The organism is Saccharopolyspora tripterygii (assembly GCF_054778355.1).
In genome coordinates, this window is sequence record NZ_BAAGZP010000029.1 from 26,855 (window position 1) to 43,859 (window position 17,005).

The following is a 17,005-nucleotide window of genomic DNA, read 5'->3' on the forward strand; positions in this document are numbered from 1 at the left end:
CCCCGGATTGAGACAGGTCCAATACCGAATTAGTGTCAGATCCAGAGCAGGGACGAATGGATCGGGGTTCGGTGTGGAGCTGCGCTACTTGACCGCCTTCGTCGCGGTCGCCGAAGAGCTGCACTTCGGCCGCGCCGCCAAACGGCTGCAGATGGCCCAGCCACCGCTGAGCCAGCAGATCAGGCAGCTGGAGAAGGAGCTGGGCGTGCGGTTGTTCGAGCGCAACACCCGCTCGGTCCGGCTGACCAACGCCGGTGAGTCCTTCCTGGAACCGGCGCGCGCGGTGCTCGACGACGTCGACATCGCCATCGGCGCGGCGAGGGCCGCCGGGCGAGGGGAGCGCGGACGGGTCACCGTCGGGTTCGCCGGCGCCTCCAGCCACGAAGCCCTGCCGGTGCTGACCCGCGCCGTGCGCGCCGCCCACCCCGGCCTGGAACTGGTGATGCGCGGGCAGACCTACGCCGACGTCGCCCTGGCCAAGGTCGCCGACGGAACTCTGGACCTCGGATTCGTGCGGCTGCCGGTTAGCCAGCCCGGCGTCAACACGCGCGTCATCGAGGTCGAAGAGCTCATCTGCGCGCTGCCCACCGACCACCGCCTGGCCGAGCTCGACCGCGTCCCGATCGCCGAGCTCGCGGCCGAACCCTTCGTCAGCTTCCCCTCCAACGCCGGGTCCACGCTGCGCGACGCGCTGGTGAAGGCGTGCGTGGCAGGCGGTTTCACCCCGCGCGTGGTGCAGGAGGCGCCGGACTCCTACACGATCCTCGCGCTGGTCGCGGCCGGTGTCGGGGTCACGCTGACGCTGACGTCCTGCCAGCACATCCAGCAGACCGGCCTGGTCTACCGCAAGCTCGCGGGCCGGCCGACCCGGCTGCGGGCGGCGCTGGCCTGGCGCCAGGACAACACCAACGCCGCCCTGCACACCGTGCTCGACATCGCCGAGGCCGCGCTGCCCACCCCCGGGTAATCGGAACAGCGGTTTCATGTCGCGGTGGACGCCTCCGCGTTCGGCCTGCCACCGTTGCCCGCGATCACCGGGATCGACGGGCGACGCCGGAGCAGTGCTGGCGTCCCCGGTCTTCCCGGTGGGCTGAGCGCCCTGCTCAGCTGCGACGCGCGCGACAACCCGGGAGGCGGCGGTGACCGGAGAACGCTGGGCTCGACGACCGGAAGGGTCCAACTGGGGTGATTTCGGCCCCGACGACACCGCGGGGCGGATGAACCTGCTGACACCGCAGCGGGTGCGGGCCGCGGCGGCCGAAGTGCGCGAAGGCATCAGCCGGACCCTGAGCCTGCCGCTGACGCTGCCGGGCGGGAACGCCTTGAACCCCAACCGGTTCCCGCCCGTGCTCCGGCCGACCCGGCGCTACGGCGAGATCAACTTCAACTACGAGCTGCGCGACAAGGTCGACGGAACCACCGACGTGCTCTGCGACGACCTCGTCGTGCTGCACCTGCAGTACTCCACGCAGTGGGACTCCTTCGCCCACGCCGGAGCGCTGTTCGACGCCGACGGCGACGGCATCCCGGAACCGGTCTTCTACAACGGGTTTCGGGCCGGTGAGCACGTCGTCGGACCGTCCGAAGCGGAGGACGCGGGACTCGGCGGCCCGCACGATCAGACCACCTCGTCCGGCGGGCCGATCGGCATCGACTCCCTCGCCCGCACCGGTGCGCAGGGTCGAGGCGTGCTCATCGACCTGCGCCACCACCTCGGCGACGGGCGCGAGGTCGTCGGCTACGACACCCTCGCCGAGATCATGGCCGCCGACGGAGTGGAGGTCGAGCAAGGCGATCTCGTCTGCCTGCACACCGGTTTCGCGCAGCGCATCGTCGAGATGGGCGGCGATCCTGACCCCGATGTCCTGCACGGGGCGTGCGCGACCCTCGACGGGCGCGACGAACGGCTGCTGCAGTGGATCACCGACACCGGGCTGAGCGCGCTGATCGCCGACAACTACGCCGTCGAGAACCTCCCGTCACGGCCCGCCGATCCGCCGGCACCCGCACTGCCGCTGCACCACCACTGCCTGTTCAAGCTCGGCGTGCACCTGGGTGAGCTCTGGCACCTCACGCCGCTGGCCGAGGACCTGCGGCGGCTGGGCCGATCCCGCTTCCTGCTCACCGCACCACCCCTCAACCTGCCGGGAGCGGTCGGTTCCCCGACGACCCCGGTCGCCACCTTCTGACCCGACTGGGTTCCGCGCGAAGTTTTCATGAAAACTTCGAAACGGGACCCGGAAAGTCAGGGCCAGTGCAGGGCTCGGCGTGATTCGAAGCGGCGGAGTTCTCCGGTGCGGGGATCGGGGAATTCCAGCGAGCGGGCCAGCAGCTGGAGCGGGTCGGTGAAGTCGTCGTCAGCCTTCGGCCGGACCTCGGGGTAGAGGTCGTCGCCGACGATGGGCAGGCCCAGCGAGTTGAGGTGCACCCGGAGCTGGTGGGTGCGTCCGGTGCGGGGGTGCAACCGGTAGCGGGCGAAGGACCCGCGCTGCTCCAGGAGCTCGACGCGGGTTTCGGCGTTGGGGGCGCCGGGTTCCTCGACCGCGGCCAGCACGCCCCGGTGCTTGACGATCCGGCTGCTCGCGGTCCGGGGGAACGTCAGCAGCGGGTCGTGCGGGGCGATGGCCTCGTAGACCTTCTCGACCCGCCGGTCGTGGAAGAGCGTCTGGTACGCGCCGCGCAGCGCCGGGTCGATCACCAGCAGCAGCACTCCGGCCGTGGCCCGGTCCAGCCGGTGGGCCGGCGAGAGGTCCGGCAGGTCGAGCTGCGTGCGCAGTCGGACGAGGGCGGTCTCGGTGACGTGCCCGCCGCGCGGAGTCGTGGCCAGGAAGTGCGGCTTGTCGACGACCAGGACGTGCTCGTCGCGGTGCAGCACCTCCAGGTCGAACGGAACCGGTACCTCCGGCGCGACATCGCGGTGGAACCACACGAAACCGCCGGGCCGGTACGGGTCTTCCGCGCCGAGCGGTCCGTCGTGGGTGACGAAGCGCCCGGTGCGCAGCATCTCGTCGACGACCTCCGCGGGGACCTTGGCGAGCCGGTCGACGAGGAAGTCCCGGACGCGGGACCAGCGCCCGTCGGTGGGCAGGTGCAGCCGGACCGGGTCGAGGCCGTCGCGCTGGGGCAGCGGTGAGCGGAGCTTGCGGCGCATGGTCGGACCAGCATAGCCACAGGTCACAGGCTCATCTTGTAGCCCTCGTGGGAGGCGGTGAAGCCGATCCGGTCGTAGAAGCGGTGCGCGTCGGCGCGCGTCTTGTCGGTGGTGAGCTGCACCAGCGCGCACCCGCGTCGCCGGGCCTCCTCGACGGCCCAGCCGAACAGCGCGGCGCCGAGGCCGCGACCGCGGTGCGCGGCGTGCACCCGCACCGCCTCGATCTGGGCGCGCAGCGCGCCCCGGCGGGCCAGCCCCGGGATGAACGTCAGCTGCAGGGTGCCGGCAACACCCCCGTCGGGGTCCTTCACCGCGACGAGCAGCTGAGCGGGATCGGCGTCGATCGCGGCGAACGCCTCCCGGTAGGGCGCGAGGTCGGTCGCCGACTCCCGCGTCGACCCGAGCTCGTCGTCGACCAGGAGCCCGACGATCGACGGCAGGTCGTCCTGCGCGGCCCGCTGGACCCGGTACTCCACCGAGCCGACGAGCAGCGGTTCGGTCACGGCGCTCATCCCAGCAACTTCGCGATGAACCACCCGACGCGGCTCACCTTGCGGATCTGCGGATTCCCCTCGATGCCGTGGATCTCCCACTGCTGGCCGCACTCCGGGCACCGCCACAACCCGATCTGGGTGGGCACCTCGCACGGATGGCCGCGTCGACCTCGTCTCATGTCTTGATCTCATCACATCCGCGCTCCCGCGGGGTGATGAAGGCGACGGCCGAAACGGTGACTTTGTGCCTTAATCCGTGGGGCGCGGCGTCCGTAGCTTCGGCGTGGTGAGCACAGTGAGCAGAGGCGTTCGAATCAGTCGCGGCACTCGCAGGACGGGTCCTGACACGCGTGGTTGAGGCCGGGCAGGGGAGGGGTCTCGACCTTGCCGCCCCGGCCGACCGTGAGAGCCGCGATCACTCCGCCCGCCGCGCACAGGGCTGCCGAGATGTGCAGGGCGGTGGTGAACCCCGGCCCCAGCGGAGCGCCGTCCCCGGTGCCGGTCAGCCCCGCGACCACGGGCAGCACCGCCACCGCGAGCAACCCCGCCATGCGGGAGACCGCGTTGTTGACGCCTGAGGCGACTCCGCCGCGTTCCGGCCCGACCGACCCCAGCACGGCCGCGGTCAGCGGCGCCACCGTGATCGACAGTCCCACCCCGAACACCAGGAGGCCGGGCAGTACCCCGGCCAGGTAGGTGGCACCGGCCTGTGCGCGGGTGAGCAGCAGCAGTCCGGCAGCGCAGCCGAGCGGACCGACCGTCATCGGAACGCGCACGCCGGTTCGCTGCGCCAGCGCACCGACCCTGCCGGAGAGCAGCAGCATGATGATCGTGATCGGCAGCGTGGCGATGCCCGCTTCCAGCGCCGAGTAGCCCATCGACTGCTGGAGCTGCAGCGACAGCAGGAACAGCGCGCCGCTGAGCGCCGCGTACACCGCCAGGGTCACCGCGTTCGCGCCGGAGAACTGCCGGGAGCGCAGCAGCGACAGCGGCAGCAGCGGGCTGGGATGACGGGCTTCCAGCATCGGGAACACCACGAGCGAGGCCACCCCGACCACCGCGGCCGTGGCGGACAGGGGGTTCCAGCCGGTGGTCGGGACCTCGATCAGGGCGAAGATCGTCCCGGTGAGCCCGGCGGTGACGGCCACCGCGCCACCGATGTCCAGGCGCCCGGAGGCGTTCGGGTCGCGCGTCTCGGGTACGTGGCGCAGCGCCAGCAGCGCGGCGGCCGCGATCGGCACGTTGATGAGGAACACCCACCGCCAGGACGCCGCGTCCACCAGCCAGCCCCCGACGAAGGGGCCGACCGCCGAGGACACACCGGTCAGCCCCGCCCAGCGGCCGACGGCCTCACCGCGGTCGTCCGGGTCGATGGAGGCGTTGATCAGCGCGAGGCTGCCGGGCACCAGCAGCGCCCCGCCGACGCCCTGCACCAGCCGCGCGATGATCAGGACCTCGCCGGTCGATGCGAGCCCGCAGCCCAGCGAGGCGAGGGTGAACACCACGAGACCGATCGTGAACACCCGCCGCCGCCCGTAGCGGTCACCCAGCGCGCCGCCGAGCAGCAGCAGGGCGCTCAGGGTGAGCAGGTAGGCGTCGAGGACCCACTGCAGGACGCGCAGGCCTCCGCCGACGTCGCGGCCGATCGCCGGCAGCGCCACGTTGACCACCGACCCGTCGAGGAACGCGACCCCGGAGCCGAAGATGGTGGCCAGCAGGATCCAGCGGCCGGATCGGGAGCGCAGCGCAACGGCGGTGGACACGGGCCGACGATAGGCTCCCCGGCCGCCCCGGGAAAATCGCGCGGCCGGGCTAGTCGCTGTTTATGGATTGGTTTGCGTGGCGGTGCGGGTAGCGGAACCTGATCGCCTTCGTGGACTCCGTGCGCCGCTCCTCGAGGATGTCGCTTACCCCCGGGGTGGACATCCGCGTCCCGGCGTACTCGCCACGAAGGCGATGGCGAACCCGCGGCGGTGCGGGCTGAGTCCCGCACCTGAAACAGCGGCTCCGCCGCATTCCCAACACCTCTTAGCCGGTGACGGGTACGGCCAGTCCTTCGGCGGGGAGGTCCGAGCCGACGGCGTCGGGGGAGTAGCGGTGCAGCAGCCCCAGGCCCAGCTGAGCGCGTCGGACCCGTTCGCGGCCGAGCGCGACGGCGGTGTGGGTGAGATGGGTGCCGCTGGGGTAGATGTTCGGGGCGTTGCGCAGGCCGAACTTGACGTGGACCGGCGCGGCGACGCGCACGATCTCGGCGATCTCGAAGTGCCGGACGAACCCGCCCATGTCGTCGGGGGCTTCGACGTAGACGTCCAGCGGCAGGTCGGTGGCGGCGCGCAAGGCGGCCAGCTGTCCGATGCTGAGGTCGGTGGGCACGTTGTAGGTGTCGGCGCCCAGGTCCTCGGCGATGCGCACCGACGCCGGGTTCGCCAAGCCCATCTGGACGCTGATCTTGAACTGCAGGTCGGGCGGCAGGTCCCCGGCCTCACGCATTGCCGAGGCGACCTTGAGCACGCCGAGGTCGGTGATCAGCACGCTGCGGATGCCGGCTTCGGCGCTGCGGCGGACGTCCTCCAGCACGTGCACCAGCTGCTCGGTCCCGCGCGCCTGCCCGGCGACCGGGGCGCCGCCGGAGGAGACCGCCATCGCGCCGGTGTCCCAGCCCGCCAGCGGTCGTGCGAACAGGCTCACCTCGATCGAGCGGGCGGCGGCGGTGGTGGCCATGGCGGCGAGTTCGTCGTCGGTGAGCAGCATTCCGCCGCTGCCCTGGGAGATCCGGTGCACGAGGATCCCGCGCGCGTCGGCCTCGGCGAGCACCGCGTCGAGCACCTCGGGGCCTTCGGTGCTGGGGATCTCCACCCGGTACAGGGCGCCGTCGGGAAATCTCTTGTCGCTGGTGGCGGCGGTGTCGTCGGTGGGCAGACCGAGGGTTCGCAGGAAGTCACGCGTCTGGCGCACCTGGGTTCTCCGTTCGACATTCCGAACAACGTTCGCAAAATCGTATGGTCGCGAACGAAGGGTGGTCAAGACGACAGCTCGGACGGCGATCGAAATCAGGTACGATGTTCGAAATATCGGTCATCCGCGAGGTTGGCCAGAGCGGAAGGAGCGGCAGCGTTGGCACGAGCGGTACCAGCCGTGGAGCGGGCGTTCGACGTCCTCGAACTGTTCCTGGAGACCGATGAGCTCAGCGCGCCGGAGATCACCGCGCAGCTCGGTCTTCCCCGCACCACGGTGCACGAACTGGTCGGCACGCTCAACGAGCGGGGTTACCTGATGCCCACCGGGCGCGCCACCAACAAGTACCGGCTGGGCGTGCGCAGCTTCCAGCTCGGCTCGGCCTACGCCGAGCGGCTGGACCTGGCCAAGGAGGGCCAGCTGGTCGCCGAGGAGATCGCCGAGCGCTGCCAGGAGACCGTCCACGTGGGCGTGCGCGACGGCGCCGACGTCCTCTACGTCTCCAAGGTGGACAGCAGCCACCCGGTGCGGATGGTCTCCGCCGTCGGGCGCCGGCTGCCCGCGCACTGCACGGCCCTGGGCAAGACGCTGCTGGCCGCGCTGCCGCACGCGGAGGTCGAGGAGATCTACAGCGGGCACAAGCTCGACCCGATGACCGGGCACAGCATCACCAACCGCAAGGCGCTGCGCAAGGAGCTCGACGAGATCGCCGAGAACGGCGTGGCCCGCGAGTACTGCGAGTCCAACGAATCGGTCGCGTGCGTGGCTGCCCCGGTCCGCGACACCAGCGGTGAGATCGTCGCCGCCATGAGCATCTCGGTACCGATCCTGCGCTGGAACGACGAAACCGAGTCCGCGCTCCGCGACCTGGTCCGCGAAGGTGCCGCGGCCTTGTCGGAAAGGCTCGGCCACACCGCCTGATTCAGTGCCGGACGATGACCACCGGGCACTTGGAGTGCAGTGCTGAGCGCTGGCTGACCGAGCCCAGCAACGCGCCGTAGAAGCTGCCGTGGCCCCTGCTGCCGACGACCAGCAGGTCGGCCTCGGCCGAGGCGTCGATGAGGGCCTGGGCGGCGTGCCCGTGCACCAGCTCGCGCTCGATGGTCACCTCCGAATCGGCCTGCTGGAACTCCGAGACCGTGTCGTCCAGGCACTGCCGGGCGGAGTCCTCGAAGTCGTCCGGCGGCATCGGGCCGCCCTCCCAGGAGTAGAACGCCGGGAACTCCCAGGCGCTGATCGCGCGCACCGAGGAGCCGGTGAGCGCGGCCTGCTTGAGCGCCCAGCGCATGGCGCACTTCGAGGGTTCCGATCCGTCCACGCCGACGACGATCCTGCCGTGGTCCGTCATGACGACCTCCCGCGTTGGCTTTGTCCCCATGGAAGTACGCGCGGGCGATCGAGTCCAGTCCGCTCCGCGGCGCGCGGCGTGTCGACGCTATGGATAGCCGCGCCGGTGACACGAACGGGTTGGGGCGGGGGGATTCCGTTGTGATCGCTGATCTCCGTCCGCTACCGATGAGTCGCATCCGCGCCATCGACCGACGAGGAGCGACATGACTTCCAGCCAGACCGGGCGATTCCTGGTCCTACTCGAGGACGACTCGACGATCATCGGCACGCGGGAGCTGACCCGCCTGACCGGGATCCGGTGCGCCAACACCGCCGACGCGGCCGGAGCCGGGCCCGGCGAGCTGTTCAGCAGCGCAGGCGGGATCGTGCTGCACCAGCTCGGGGTCGCGCTGATCGACGCCGACGAGGAGCAGTTCGCGAACCTGACCCGCGCGGCGGGCGAAACGGGGCCCATCGCAGGGATCGAGGCCGAGCGCAGGGTGTTCGCGATCGGCCAGCCGGCGCCACCGGCGGACGGCGAGTTCACCTGGGGGTTGCAGGCCGTGCGCGCCGACGCCGCCACCGCCACCGGAGCGGGAGTGCGGGTGGCCGTGCTCGACACCGGTCTCGACGAGCAGCACCCGGACTTCGCCGGCCGGGACATCGTGACCGGGGCGTTCGTGGAGGGGCAGAGCGCCCACGACGGCCACGGGCACGGCACGCACGTCATCGGCACCGCGTGCGGCCCCCGCACCTCGCAGGCCGGTCCCGGCTACGGCATCGCGCACGAGGCCAGCATCTACGCGGGCAAGGTCCTCGGCGACGACGGATCGGGTTCCGACAGCGGGATCCTGTCGGGCATCGAGTGGGCGATCTCCAACAGCTGCTCGGTCGTGTCCATGTCGCTGGGCGCGCCCACCCAGCCCGGCCAGCCGTACTCGGAGGCGTTCGAACGCGTCGCGCGTCGCGCGCTGGAGCGCGGAACGCTGATCATCGCCGCGGCGGGCAACGAGAGCCAGCGGTCGGCGGGCGTCATCGCCCCCGTCGGGCACCCGGCGAACTGCCCGTCGGTGATGGGCGTGGGCGCGGTCGACTCGCAGCTGCAGGTCGCCGACTTCTCCTGCGGCACCGTCGACGACGTCGGGCAGGTCGACCTGGTGGGACCCGGCGTGGACGTCTACTCGAGCTGGCCCGGGGCCGAGCGCTACCGCAAGCTCGACGGCACGAGCATGGCCACCCCGCACGTCTCGGGCATCGCCGCGCTGCACGCGCAGCAGTCTCCGGATCGCGCGCGGGCGCTGTGGACGCGGCTCACCCAGTCGGCCCGGCGGCTGCCGCAGCCGGGCACCGACGTCGGCGCCGGGATCGTCCAGGCGCCGTGATGGGGGAGTGCGGGTGGCGGGTCACTGCTCGCCGCCCAGCTCGTCCTCGATCGCCCTGGCTGCCGCCCGCGTGCAGTTGCCCAGGTCCTCGGCGGCGGCTGCCGCCTGGTCGAGGGCCACGTGCACGTCGGGCGGTTCCGAGCCTCCGCCGCCGCTGTCGGCGGCCAGCAGGTCCAGCTGGCGCGCCAGCCTGGCGCTGGCCGCGCTGAGGTCCAGCAGCGCGTCACGTGCCCTGGCGGCCTCCACCGGGCTGCCCGCGATCGCGCGGGTGCCCTCGTGCAGGCGCTGACCGGCGACGGTGATCATGTCGGCGGTCGCGTTGACGTCGTGCCAACTCGTGGGTCGTGCGCTCATCGTCAGGCTCCCCGGTGTCGAACAGGCAGGCGTCGTGCAACCCGGCGCCACCGTCGTGCTGCCCTGGTACTACCCGCGAGACCGGGAACCCAAGCCTCCGCGCACCGCGCGCGAGACGAGCACCACACCCGCCGCTCCTGCGGCCACGGCCAAACGGCGCGGGACCGGGACCGCGATCCGCCTGCGGAACACGTCGTATCCCGAAGCGACGACGTGGTCGAGGATCTCGCCGTAGAGCACCGACGCCGTGCGCACGCAGGGGCGCGATTCGGGCGCCAGCATCGCGATGCCCGGTTCGGCGGCGCGGTAGTGCGCGCGGGTCCGCGCGACCTGGTCGGCCAGCGCGCGCCGGACCGGTCCGTCGGCGCGCCCCCGTCGGTGGCACCACAGCAGTCGGTCCCGGTCGACGCCGAAGACCTCCAGCTCGTCGCCGGGCAGGTACACCCGTCCCCGGTCGAGGTCCTCGCCGACGTCGCGCAGGAAGTTCGTCAGCTGGAACGCCACGCCCAGCGCGGCGGCCGCGGCGCGGGCCTCGTCGGCGGGGCCGACCGTGCCGAGCACCGGCAGCAGCTGCATCCCGATGACCGCGGCCGAGCCGTGCACGTAGCGCTCCAGGTCGGTCCTGCTCGGGTACTCGGTGACGGTGAGGTCCATCCGCATCGAGGACAGGAAGTCCTCGAACAGCACCGGGTCCACCCGGTGGCGCTGCACGGTGTCCGCCAGCGCCGCCAGCACCGGGTGCTCGCTGGTGCCGGTCTTGAGCGCGTCCCGCAGCCGCTGGTCGAGCTCGTCGAGGCGGTCGGCGCGCTGGGCGGTCGAGCCCTCGTGGACCTCGTCGACGATGTCGTCGACCCAGCGGGCGAATCCGTAGAGCGCGTGCACGGGAGGACGCCGCGACGGCGGCAGCAGGCGGGTCGCGAGGAAGTAGGTGCGGCCGTGCTCGGCGTTGAGCGCGCGACAGCGCAGGTAGGCCTCGCGCAGGTCGGCGGGAACCCCGGCGGAGTCGAGTTCACGGCGTGCTCCCACCGCCACCCAGGCACCCGCGTCCATGGCCAAATCTCAGCACATCGCGCCCGCGCGGGCGGCGTCGGTGGCGGGGTGGGGTGAACGGCGTCACGTGCGGGGACCGCCGGGCGCGAGCCGCATCCACGGCGGCCGCGCCCGGCGGATTTCACACGCGGAATCCCCTCTGCGTCCCGCGCGCCCGTGGGCCGCGAACCAGGGCCGCCCACGTGAACGGGACCGGCCCGGTGCGCACCCATGACGCAAGATCGCGGAACTATTTCCGCACCCCTTCCGAACAGGCGATGCGCAGGTCCACCACGGGCGTGGTGCGCGGTCAGGACGCCTTGCGGGACCCTTGGCCGGCCTCGGCCACGGCCTGCTCCAGGTCGGCCCGCTTCATCTTCGACCGGCCCTTGATGCCCAGCTGCTTGGCGCGGTCCTCGAGCTCGGACTTGGTCAGCTCCGAGAGGTCCTCGGTGGGCGCGGGCGCCCTGCCCTTGCGCGCTTCGTCGACGCTGCGGCGCAGCGCCTCGGTGAGGTCGATGACGTCGGTGGCCTCCGGCGGTGCCTCGGCCGCCTGCACCTCGCCGCCGCGCGCCTTCTCGGCCAGCAGCTCCTCGACCTGCTCGGTGTAGGTGTCGGAGTACTCCTCGGGCTGCCACTCGCCGCTCATCGACTCGATGATCGTGGTGGCCATCTGGAGCTCCTTGTCCGAGGGCTTGGACTGCTCGGGCTGGTCGCCGACCAGGTCGGCCGGATCGCGGATCTCGTCGGCGAAGTACAGCGTGTTGAGCGCCAGCACGTCGGTGTCGGCGCGCACGGCCGTGAGGTACTGCTTGCCCCGCAGCACGAACGTCGCGATGCCCGCCTGGCCGGTCTCCTCCATCGCGCGGCGCAGCAGGTTGTACGGCCGGAAGTGCTCCTTGGAGTTGGGCGCCAGCCAGTAGGTCTTCTGGAAGTGCACCGGATCGATCTCGGCGAGGTCCACGAAGGTGCTGATGTCGATGGTGCGGGAGCGGCCCGGCGCGATCTCCTCCAGCTCGGACTGCTCGACCGTGATGATCCCGTCGCCGTACTCGCGGCCCTTGACGATGTCGTTGAAGCCGACCTCGTCGCCGGTGGACTCGTTGACCCGCTTGTATCGGATCCGGTCGGTGGTGCCGCGCTGGTACTGGTGGAACGAGATCGTGTGGTCCTCGGTCGCGGCGTAGAGGCCGACCGGGATGGTCACCAGGCCGAAGTTGATCGACCCCGTCCAGATCTTGCGCGGCATGACGTCGCCTCCCATCGCCCGGCACCGGCGTCGGCACCTCCCACGATGAGGTGGGGGGCGCGTGATCGCACGGCTTCACCGCACCAGGCGGTGGGTCCCGTCCGGCAACCTGCGGGTGCGGCCGCGACGCGCGAGCAGCTCCAACAAGGGAACCGCGACGCGACGCGAGGTGTCCAGCGCACGTTTGGCCTCGCTGAGCGTGAACGGTTCGTCCAGCTCCTCCAGGTGCGGCAGCGCGGCGTGCTCGGCATCGGGCAGCAGCACCAGCGACGGACCCAGGCGCAGCAGAGCGCCGGTGCGTTCGGCGGCGGCGAGCTCCCGGTCGCCGATGCCGAGTTCGGCCAGTTCAGCGGCTGTGGGCGCGCGGAACGGGTGCTCCCGCAACCCGCTGCGCAGCACCTCCACGGCGTGGGCGACGCGCCGGGGCAGGGACCTTCCCGCGTCGCCGAGTCGGCCACCCCCGAGCGGGAGGCCCGCTTCGGCGGCGACGTCGGCGAGCAGCGCGGAGTCCGGGAGGCCCAGCGCCCGGACGGCCGCGCCCGACGGCATCCCGTCCTCCAGGGGGTGAGCGCTGCGGTGCTCGGCGTAGACCTCGTGCAGCCGCGCGGCGAGTTCGGCCCGGCGCTGATCCGACATCAGCCACGGGCCACCGGCGGGCGGCGCGGCGCCCATGGCGGTCAGCTCGGCGGAGCGCACGAGGCCGCGCCTGCGCAGCTCACCGGCCCAGTCCGGCGTGCCGTCCAGCTCGGACAGGGCCGCGGCGCGCAGCCGTCCCGCACCCCGCCGGTTCAGCGGGGGAGGGCGCACGTCCAGGACGGTGACCCCGCCGCGCACCCGGTGTCCGCCGGGGTCGCGCAGCAGCGCGCGATCCCCGATCCGCAGCGGCAGATCCTGCGCGAGCGTCAGCCGGGCCGTGTCGGACCCCAGCGGCCGCACACGGGCGTTCACGGCGGCCGAACCGATGTGCAGGACGAGCTCGCGCGGCAGGTCACCGGCCGGGCGGACGCGCACGTCGAGCACGTCGGTGGTCAGCCAGCGCTCCGGCGTGATCAGGGCGTGGCCGCGCCGGAGGCGGTCGAGATCGACACCGCGCAGGTTGACCGCCACCCGAGCCGGAGCGGTGATCGATTCCTCGGCGGTGCCCAGCGCGTGCAGCGCGCGGATCGGAGCGTCCAGCCCGGTCGGGGTGACGCGCAGGTGGTCGCCGACGCGCAGCGCGCCGCCCTGCAGCGTTCCGGTCACCACCGTCCCCGCGCCCCGGATGGCGAAGGCGCGGTCGATCCACAGCCGCACATCGGCATCGGGATCCGGGGGAGGGAGGCGGTGGAGCATCGCGTCCAGCGCCGCGGCGAGCTCGTCCATCCCGGCGCCGCTGCGTCCGCTGACCCGCACCGACGGGATGCCGGCCAGGCTCGTGCCGCGCAGCCGCCGGCGCGCCTGCTCCAGCGCCGGGCCGGGATCGGCGAGATCGCTGCGGGTGACGACCAGCAGCCCCTCGGAGACGCCCAGCGCGTCGAGCGCGTCGAGGTGCTCCGCCGACTGCGGCATCCAGCCCTCGTCGGCGGCCACCACGAACAGCACAGCGGGCACCGGGCCGACCCCGGCGAGCATGTTCGGCACGAACCGCTCGTGACCGGGCACGTCGACGAAGGCCACCCCGCACCCGTCGGCGAGCTGCGTCCACGCGAAGCCGAGGTCGATGGTCAGCTCACGGCGCCGCTCCTCGGCCCAGCGATCGGGTTCCATCCCGGTCAACCGCCGTATCAGCGTGGACTTGCCGTGGTCGACGTGGCCAGCCGTGGCAACCACGCGCATGAGACCTCCTAGTGCGCGGCGAGCACTGCGCGACGCAGCAGTTCGTCGTCGGCCGGTTCGATGGCGAAGAGGTCCAGCAGGCACCTGCCGCGCTCCTGGCGTGCGACGACCGGCGGATCGCCGAGACGCAGTTGCTTGGCGAACCGCCCGGGCAGGGCCACCGCCGCGCTCGGCAGCACCGCCCCGGGAGCCCCGCCGCCGCCGACGGTGGCGCCGGATTCGACCGCTTCGGCCGCGATCCCGGACGCCGCGAGCGAATCGGCCAGCGCCGCAGCGCGTTCGGCCAGCCCGGTCCGGTGCAACGCCTCGACCACGGGCGGGCGCGGACCGCGCACGGTGGCCTCCAGCGCGGCCAGCGTCAGCTTGTCCACCCGCAGCGCCCGCGCCAGCGGGTGGCGGCGCAGCCGTCGCACGACCTGCTCGCGGCCCAGCAGCAGCCCGCACTGCGGTCCGCCGAGGAGCTTGTCACCGCTGGCGATGACCAGGTCCGCGCCGTCGGCGAGGGTGCTCGCCGCGTCGGGTTCGCCGGGCAGCGCCGGGTTCGGCCGCAGCAGCCCTGAACCGATGTCGGCGACCACCGGGACGTCGAGCTCGCGCAGCTGCGAGACCGGGACCTCGGCGGTGAAGCCGCTGATCACGAAGTTCGACGGGTGGATCTTGAGCACGAACCCGGTGTCGGGACCCAGCGCCTGCAGGTAGTCGTCGATGCGCGCGCGGTTGGTCGCGCCGACCTCGTGCAGCCGCGCCCCGGTGGAGGTGAGCAGTTCGGGAACGCGGAATCCGTCGCCGATCTCCACCATCTCGCCGCGCGCCAGGACGATCTCCCGCCCTGCGGCCAGCGCCGTGGCCGCCAGCGCGAGCGCGGCAGCGCCGTTGTTCACCACGTGCGCGGCTTCGGCCCCGGGCACGGCCCGCAGCAAGGCCTCGACGGTCGACGCGCCGCGGGGTCCGCGGTCACCGGTGTCGAGGTCCAGCTCCACGTCGGTGGTTCCCGCCGCGACCTGCAGCGCCTCCCGCGCGGCCTGCGACAGCGGGGCGCGCCCGAGGTTGGTGTGCAGCAGGACGCCGGTCGCGTTGACCACGGGACGCAGCGCCGATGCCGAACCCGGCAGCGTCGCAATCGTTTCCGGAACCACGCGCTCCGGTGCGAGCAGTCCGTCGCGGGCGCGCTGGGCGACCTCCCGGACGGTCCGCACGACGAGGTCGTGGCCCAGTCGTTCGACGGCGGCGGCCACGTCCGGCTCGGCGAGCACCCGGTCGGTGCCCGGGACGTCGCGGCGGTGATCAGCCATGTGCCCACCATAGGAACGCACCTGGCCGCCCGCTCGTCGTCGGCGCTGCCGCCGGGGTGTCTCGTGTGGTGCGGACGCGGTCCGAGGATCGGAAATCCGGGTGAAATTCGGGCTCCGCGGCCTGGTTCGAGGGATCCTGGAGTGCGAGAGGGTGAACCGTGACAACGGCCGTTGACAACGTGGTTAGGCTTTCGCGCATGACTCGCGCACCGTGGCAGGGCAGTACCGGTGGATTGCTCGAAACCGGTGACCGGCTGCGATTGGCCGTGCAGGTGCGCGGACCCGAGGACGCGCCGACCGTGCTCGCCGTCCACGGATACCCCGACGACCACACCGTCTGGGACGGTGTCGTCGACGCGCTGTCCCACCGGTACCGGGTGGTCACCTACGACGTGCGCGGGGCCGGTGACTCGGACCGCCCGGCGACCACCGAGGGCTACCGCGTCGACCAGCTCGCCGACGACCTGTTCCGCGTCATCGACGCCGTCAGCCCGGACCGCCCGGTGCACCTGCTGGCGCACGACTGGGGCTCGGTGCAGTCCTGGCACGCGGTGACCGAACCGGGCGCCGCGTCGCGCATCGCCTCCTACACCTCGATCTCGGGCCCGGGCCTGGACCACTACGGGCAATGGCTGCGGTCGAAACTGCGCCCCAACCCGAGGGATCTGCGGGAACTGGCCGCCCAGCTGGCCTTCTCCGCCTACATCGCGTTCTTCCAGCTCCCCGCCCTGCCGGAACTGGCCTGGCGCAGCGGGATCATGTCCAAGCTCATCTCGACCCTGGAGCGCCTGGACCCCAAGGCCGCCGGGACACCGACCCGCCCGGTCACCTCCGACGGCATCAACGGCCTGGAGCTCTACCGCGCCAACGCCGGCCGGCTCGGCGACCCGGTCCAGCGGCACACCCGGATCCCGGTGCAGGTGCTGGCCCCCACCGGCGATCCGTTCGTGTCGACCCCACTGCAGACCGAGATCGAGGCGCTGGCCTCGGACCTGCGCGTGCGGCGACTCCCCGGTGGCCACTGGCTTCCCCGCAGCCGTCCGGAACTCGTCGCCCGGTGCGCCGCCGAGCTCGTCGACCACGTCGAGGGCGGCGAGCAGACCCGTGGTCTGCGCAGCGCCCGCGTGCTGCCCGGACGAGGCGAGTTCGCCGACCAGCTGGTGGTCATCACCGGCGCGGGCAACGGCATCGGACGTGCCACGGCTCAGGCCTTCGTCGCCGCAGGTGCGCACGTCGTGGCCGCCGACGTCGACCCGAAAGCCCTGCGGGAGACCGGTGAACTGCTCGGCGAGGCCGCCACCACCCACGAGGTCGACGTGTCCGACCAGGCCGCGATGGCCGAGTTCGCCCAGCGCGTGAGCACCGAGCTGGGCACGCCGGACGTGGTGATCAACAACGCCGGAATCGGACTGGCAGGGGCGTTCCTGGACACCACGGTGGCCGAGTGGGAGGACGTCATCGACGTCAACCTGTGGGGCGTCATCCACGGCTGCCGGTTGTTCGCGCGGCAGATGGCCGAACGCGGCGAGGGCGGGCGGATCATCAACGTGGCCTCCGCCGCCGCCTACCTGCCCTCCCGGGTGCTGCCCGCCTACAGCACCACCAAGGCCGCGGTGCTGCGGTTGAGCGAGTGCCTGCGCGTCGAGTTGGCCGCCGACGGCGTCAAGGTCACCGCGGTCTGCCCCGGCCTCGTCAACACCGGGATCACCACCAGCAGCCGCTTCGCGGGCACCGACGAGGCCGAGCAGGCCAAGCGCCGCCGAGCGGCCACCGAGCTCTACCAGCGCCGCGACTTCAGCCCGCAACGCGCCGCCGACGAGATCCTCCGCGCCACCAGACGTGCGCCCGCCATCGCCCCGGTGACCCCGGAAGCCCGCGCGGGACTGGTGCTCTCGCGGCTCACCCCGCGACTGCTGCGGGCTGCAGCCCGAGCCGACCACATGCCCAAGTAGGAG

Annotated in this window: 16 protein-coding genes; 5 read left to right on the forward strand and 11 right to left on the reverse strand. The window is 72.4% G+C overall.

The window, feature by feature from the left end; genetic code table 11:
- Positions 1–73: 73 nt before the first annotated feature.
- Positions 74–967 (forward strand): LysR family transcriptional regulator, encoded by an 894-nt coding sequence (locus ACYVF3_RS21675; protein WP_461156071.1) that lies wholly within the window; start codon positions 74–76, stop codon positions 965–967.
- Between the two features lie 172 nt (positions 968–1,139).
- On the forward strand, positions 1,140–2,189 hold the full coding sequence (locus ACYVF3_RS21680) for a cyclase family protein (RefSeq protein ID WP_461156072.1): 1,050 nt from the start codon (positions 1,140–1,142) through the stop codon (positions 2,187–2,189).
- Positions 2,190–2,245: 56 nt separating this feature from the next.
- Here the strand turns inward: ACYVF3_RS21680 and ACYVF3_RS21685 are convergent, their stop codons facing one another.
- The 5 genes from ACYVF3_RS21685 to ACYVF3_RS21705 form a co-directional block, all read right to left on the reverse strand.
- Positions 2,246–3,151 (reverse strand): pseudouridine synthase, encoded by a 906-nt coding sequence (locus tag ACYVF3_RS21685; RefSeq protein WP_461156073.1) that lies wholly within the window; start codon positions 3,149–3,151, stop codon positions 2,246–2,248.
- 23 nt (positions 3,152–3,174) lie between these two features.
- Positions 3,175–3,663, reverse strand: a complete 489-nt coding sequence (locus tag ACYVF3_RS21690; protein ID WP_461156074.1) for a GNAT family N-acetyltransferase — start codon at positions 3,661–3,663, stop codon at positions 3,175–3,177.
- Entirely contained in the window at positions 3,660–3,824 is a 165-nt protein-coding gene (locus ACYVF3_RS21695; protein WP_461156075.1) for a hypothetical protein, read from the reverse strand. The genes ACYVF3_RS21690 and ACYVF3_RS21695 overlap by 4 nt, the downstream gene beginning before the upstream one ends.
- 135 nt (positions 3,825–3,959) lie before the next feature.
- Positions 3,960–5,408, reverse strand: a complete 1,449-nt coding sequence (locus ACYVF3_RS21700) for an MFS transporter (protein ID WP_461156076.1) — start codon at positions 5,406–5,408, stop codon at positions 3,960–3,962.
- Between the two features lie 265 nt (positions 5,409–5,673).
- Positions 5,674–6,600 carry a U32 family peptidase gene (locus tag ACYVF3_RS21705; RefSeq protein WP_461156077.1) on the reverse strand — a complete coding sequence of 309 codons (927 nt, stop codon included), beginning with the start codon at positions 6,598–6,600 and terminating at the stop codon, positions 5,674–5,676.
- 159 nt (positions 6,601–6,759) lie between these two features.
- Between ACYVF3_RS21705 and ACYVF3_RS21710 the strand changes: the two genes are divergently transcribed.
- Positions 6,760–7,521, forward strand: a complete 762-nt coding sequence (locus ACYVF3_RS21710) for an IclR family transcriptional regulator (RefSeq protein ID WP_461156078.1) — start codon at positions 6,760–6,762, stop codon at positions 7,519–7,521.
- 1 nt (position 7,522) lies between these two features.
- On the opposite strand, the gene ACYVF3_RS21715 is transcribed toward ACYVF3_RS21710, so the two are convergent.
- Complete coding sequence (locus tag ACYVF3_RS21715) at positions 7,523–7,948, reverse strand: universal stress protein (RefSeq protein ID WP_145739357.1); 426 nt, start codon at positions 7,946–7,948, stop codon at positions 7,523–7,525.
- A gap of 205 nt (positions 7,949–8,153) precedes the next feature.
- Here ACYVF3_RS21715 and ACYVF3_RS21720 point away from each other — a divergent pair, with 205 nt between their 5' ends.
- A complete protein-coding gene (locus tag ACYVF3_RS21720; protein ID WP_461156079.1) occupies positions 8,154–9,311 on the forward strand; it encodes a S8 family serine peptidase in 1,158 nt (385 codons plus the stop codon).
- A gap of 21 nt (positions 9,312–9,332) precedes the next feature.
- Here the strand turns inward: ACYVF3_RS21720 and ACYVF3_RS21725 are convergent, their stop codons facing one another.
- The 5 genes from ACYVF3_RS21725 to selA all read right to left on the reverse strand — a co-directional run bounded on the left by ACYVF3_RS21725 (position 9,333) and on the right by selA (position 15,050).
- Positions 9,333–9,665, reverse strand: coding sequence for a hypothetical protein (locus ACYVF3_RS21725; RefSeq protein WP_461156080.1), 333 nt, complete (start codon positions 9,663–9,665; stop codon positions 9,333–9,335).
- Positions 9,666–9,734: 69 nt separating this feature from the next.
- Complete coding sequence (locus tag ACYVF3_RS21730; protein WP_461156081.1) at positions 9,735–10,715, reverse strand: phytoene/squalene synthase family protein; 981 nt, start codon at positions 10,713–10,715, stop codon at positions 9,735–9,737.
- A gap of 289 nt (positions 10,716–11,004) precedes the next feature.
- Positions 11,005–11,943: a non-homologous end joining protein Ku gene (ku, locus tag ACYVF3_RS21735; RefSeq protein WP_461156082.1), complete on the reverse strand. Its 939-nt coding sequence runs from the start codon at positions 11,941–11,943 to the stop codon at positions 11,005–11,007.
- Positions 11,944–12,018: 75 nt separating this feature from the next.
- Positions 12,019–13,758, reverse strand: coding sequence for a selenocysteine-specific translation elongation factor (gene selB / locus ACYVF3_RS21740; protein WP_461156083.1), 1,740 nt, complete (start codon positions 13,756–13,758; stop codon positions 12,019–12,021).
- Between the two features lie 8 nt (positions 13,759–13,766).
- Positions 13,767–15,050: an L-seryl-tRNA(Sec) selenium transferase gene (selA, locus tag ACYVF3_RS21745; protein WP_461156084.1), complete on the reverse strand. Its 1,284-nt coding sequence runs from the start codon at positions 15,048–15,050 to the stop codon at positions 13,767–13,769.
- 197 nt (positions 15,051–15,247) lie between these two features.
- On the opposite strand from selA, the gene ACYVF3_RS21750 reads away from it, so the two are divergent.
- A complete protein-coding gene (locus ACYVF3_RS21750; protein WP_461156085.1) occupies positions 15,248–17,002 on the forward strand; it encodes an SDR family oxidoreductase in 1,755 nt (584 codons plus the stop codon).
- Positions 17,003–17,005 lie beyond the last annotated feature (3 nt).

Coding starts and splice junctions, on each gene's coding strand:
- selB (WP_461156083.1), bottom strand. CDS start 13,758: ATGCGCGTGGTTGCCACGGCTGGCCACGTCGACCACGGCAAGTCCACG.
- ACYVF3_RS21750 (WP_461156085.1), top strand. CDS start 15,248: ATGACTCGCGCACCGTGGCAGGGCAGTACCGGTGGATTGCTCGAAACC.
- ACYVF3_RS21725 (WP_461156080.1), bottom strand. CDS start 9,665: ATGAGCGCACGACCCACGAGTTGGCACGACGTCAACGCGACCGCCGAC.
- ACYVF3_RS21730 (WP_461156081.1), bottom strand. CDS start 10,715: ATGGACGCGGGTGCCTGGGTGGCGGTGGGAGCACGCCGTGAACTCGAC.
- ACYVF3_RS21715 (WP_145739357.1), bottom strand. CDS start 7,948: ATGACGGACCACGGCAGGATCGTCGTCGGCGTGGACGGATCGGAACCC.
- ACYVF3_RS21695 (WP_461156075.1), bottom strand. CDS start 3,824: ATGAGACGAGGTCGACGCGGCCATCCGTGCGAGGTGCCCACCCAGATC.
- ACYVF3_RS21690 (WP_461156074.1), bottom strand. CDS start 3,663: ATGAGCGCCGTGACCGAACCGCTGCTCGTCGGCTCGGTGGAGTACCGG.
- ACYVF3_RS21720 (WP_461156079.1), top strand. CDS start 8,154: ATGACTTCCAGCCAGACCGGGCGATTCCTGGTCCTACTCGAGGACGAC.
- selA (WP_461156084.1), bottom strand. CDS start 15,050: ATGGCTGATCACCGCCGCGACGTCCCGGGCACCGACCGGGTGCTCGCC.
- ku (WP_461156082.1), bottom strand. CDS start 11,943: ATGCCGCGCAAGATCTGGACGGGGTCGATCAACTTCGGCCTGGTGACC.
- ACYVF3_RS21685 (WP_461156073.1), bottom strand. CDS start 3,151: ATGCGCCGCAAGCTCCGCTCACCGCTGCCCCAGCGCGACGGCCTCGAC.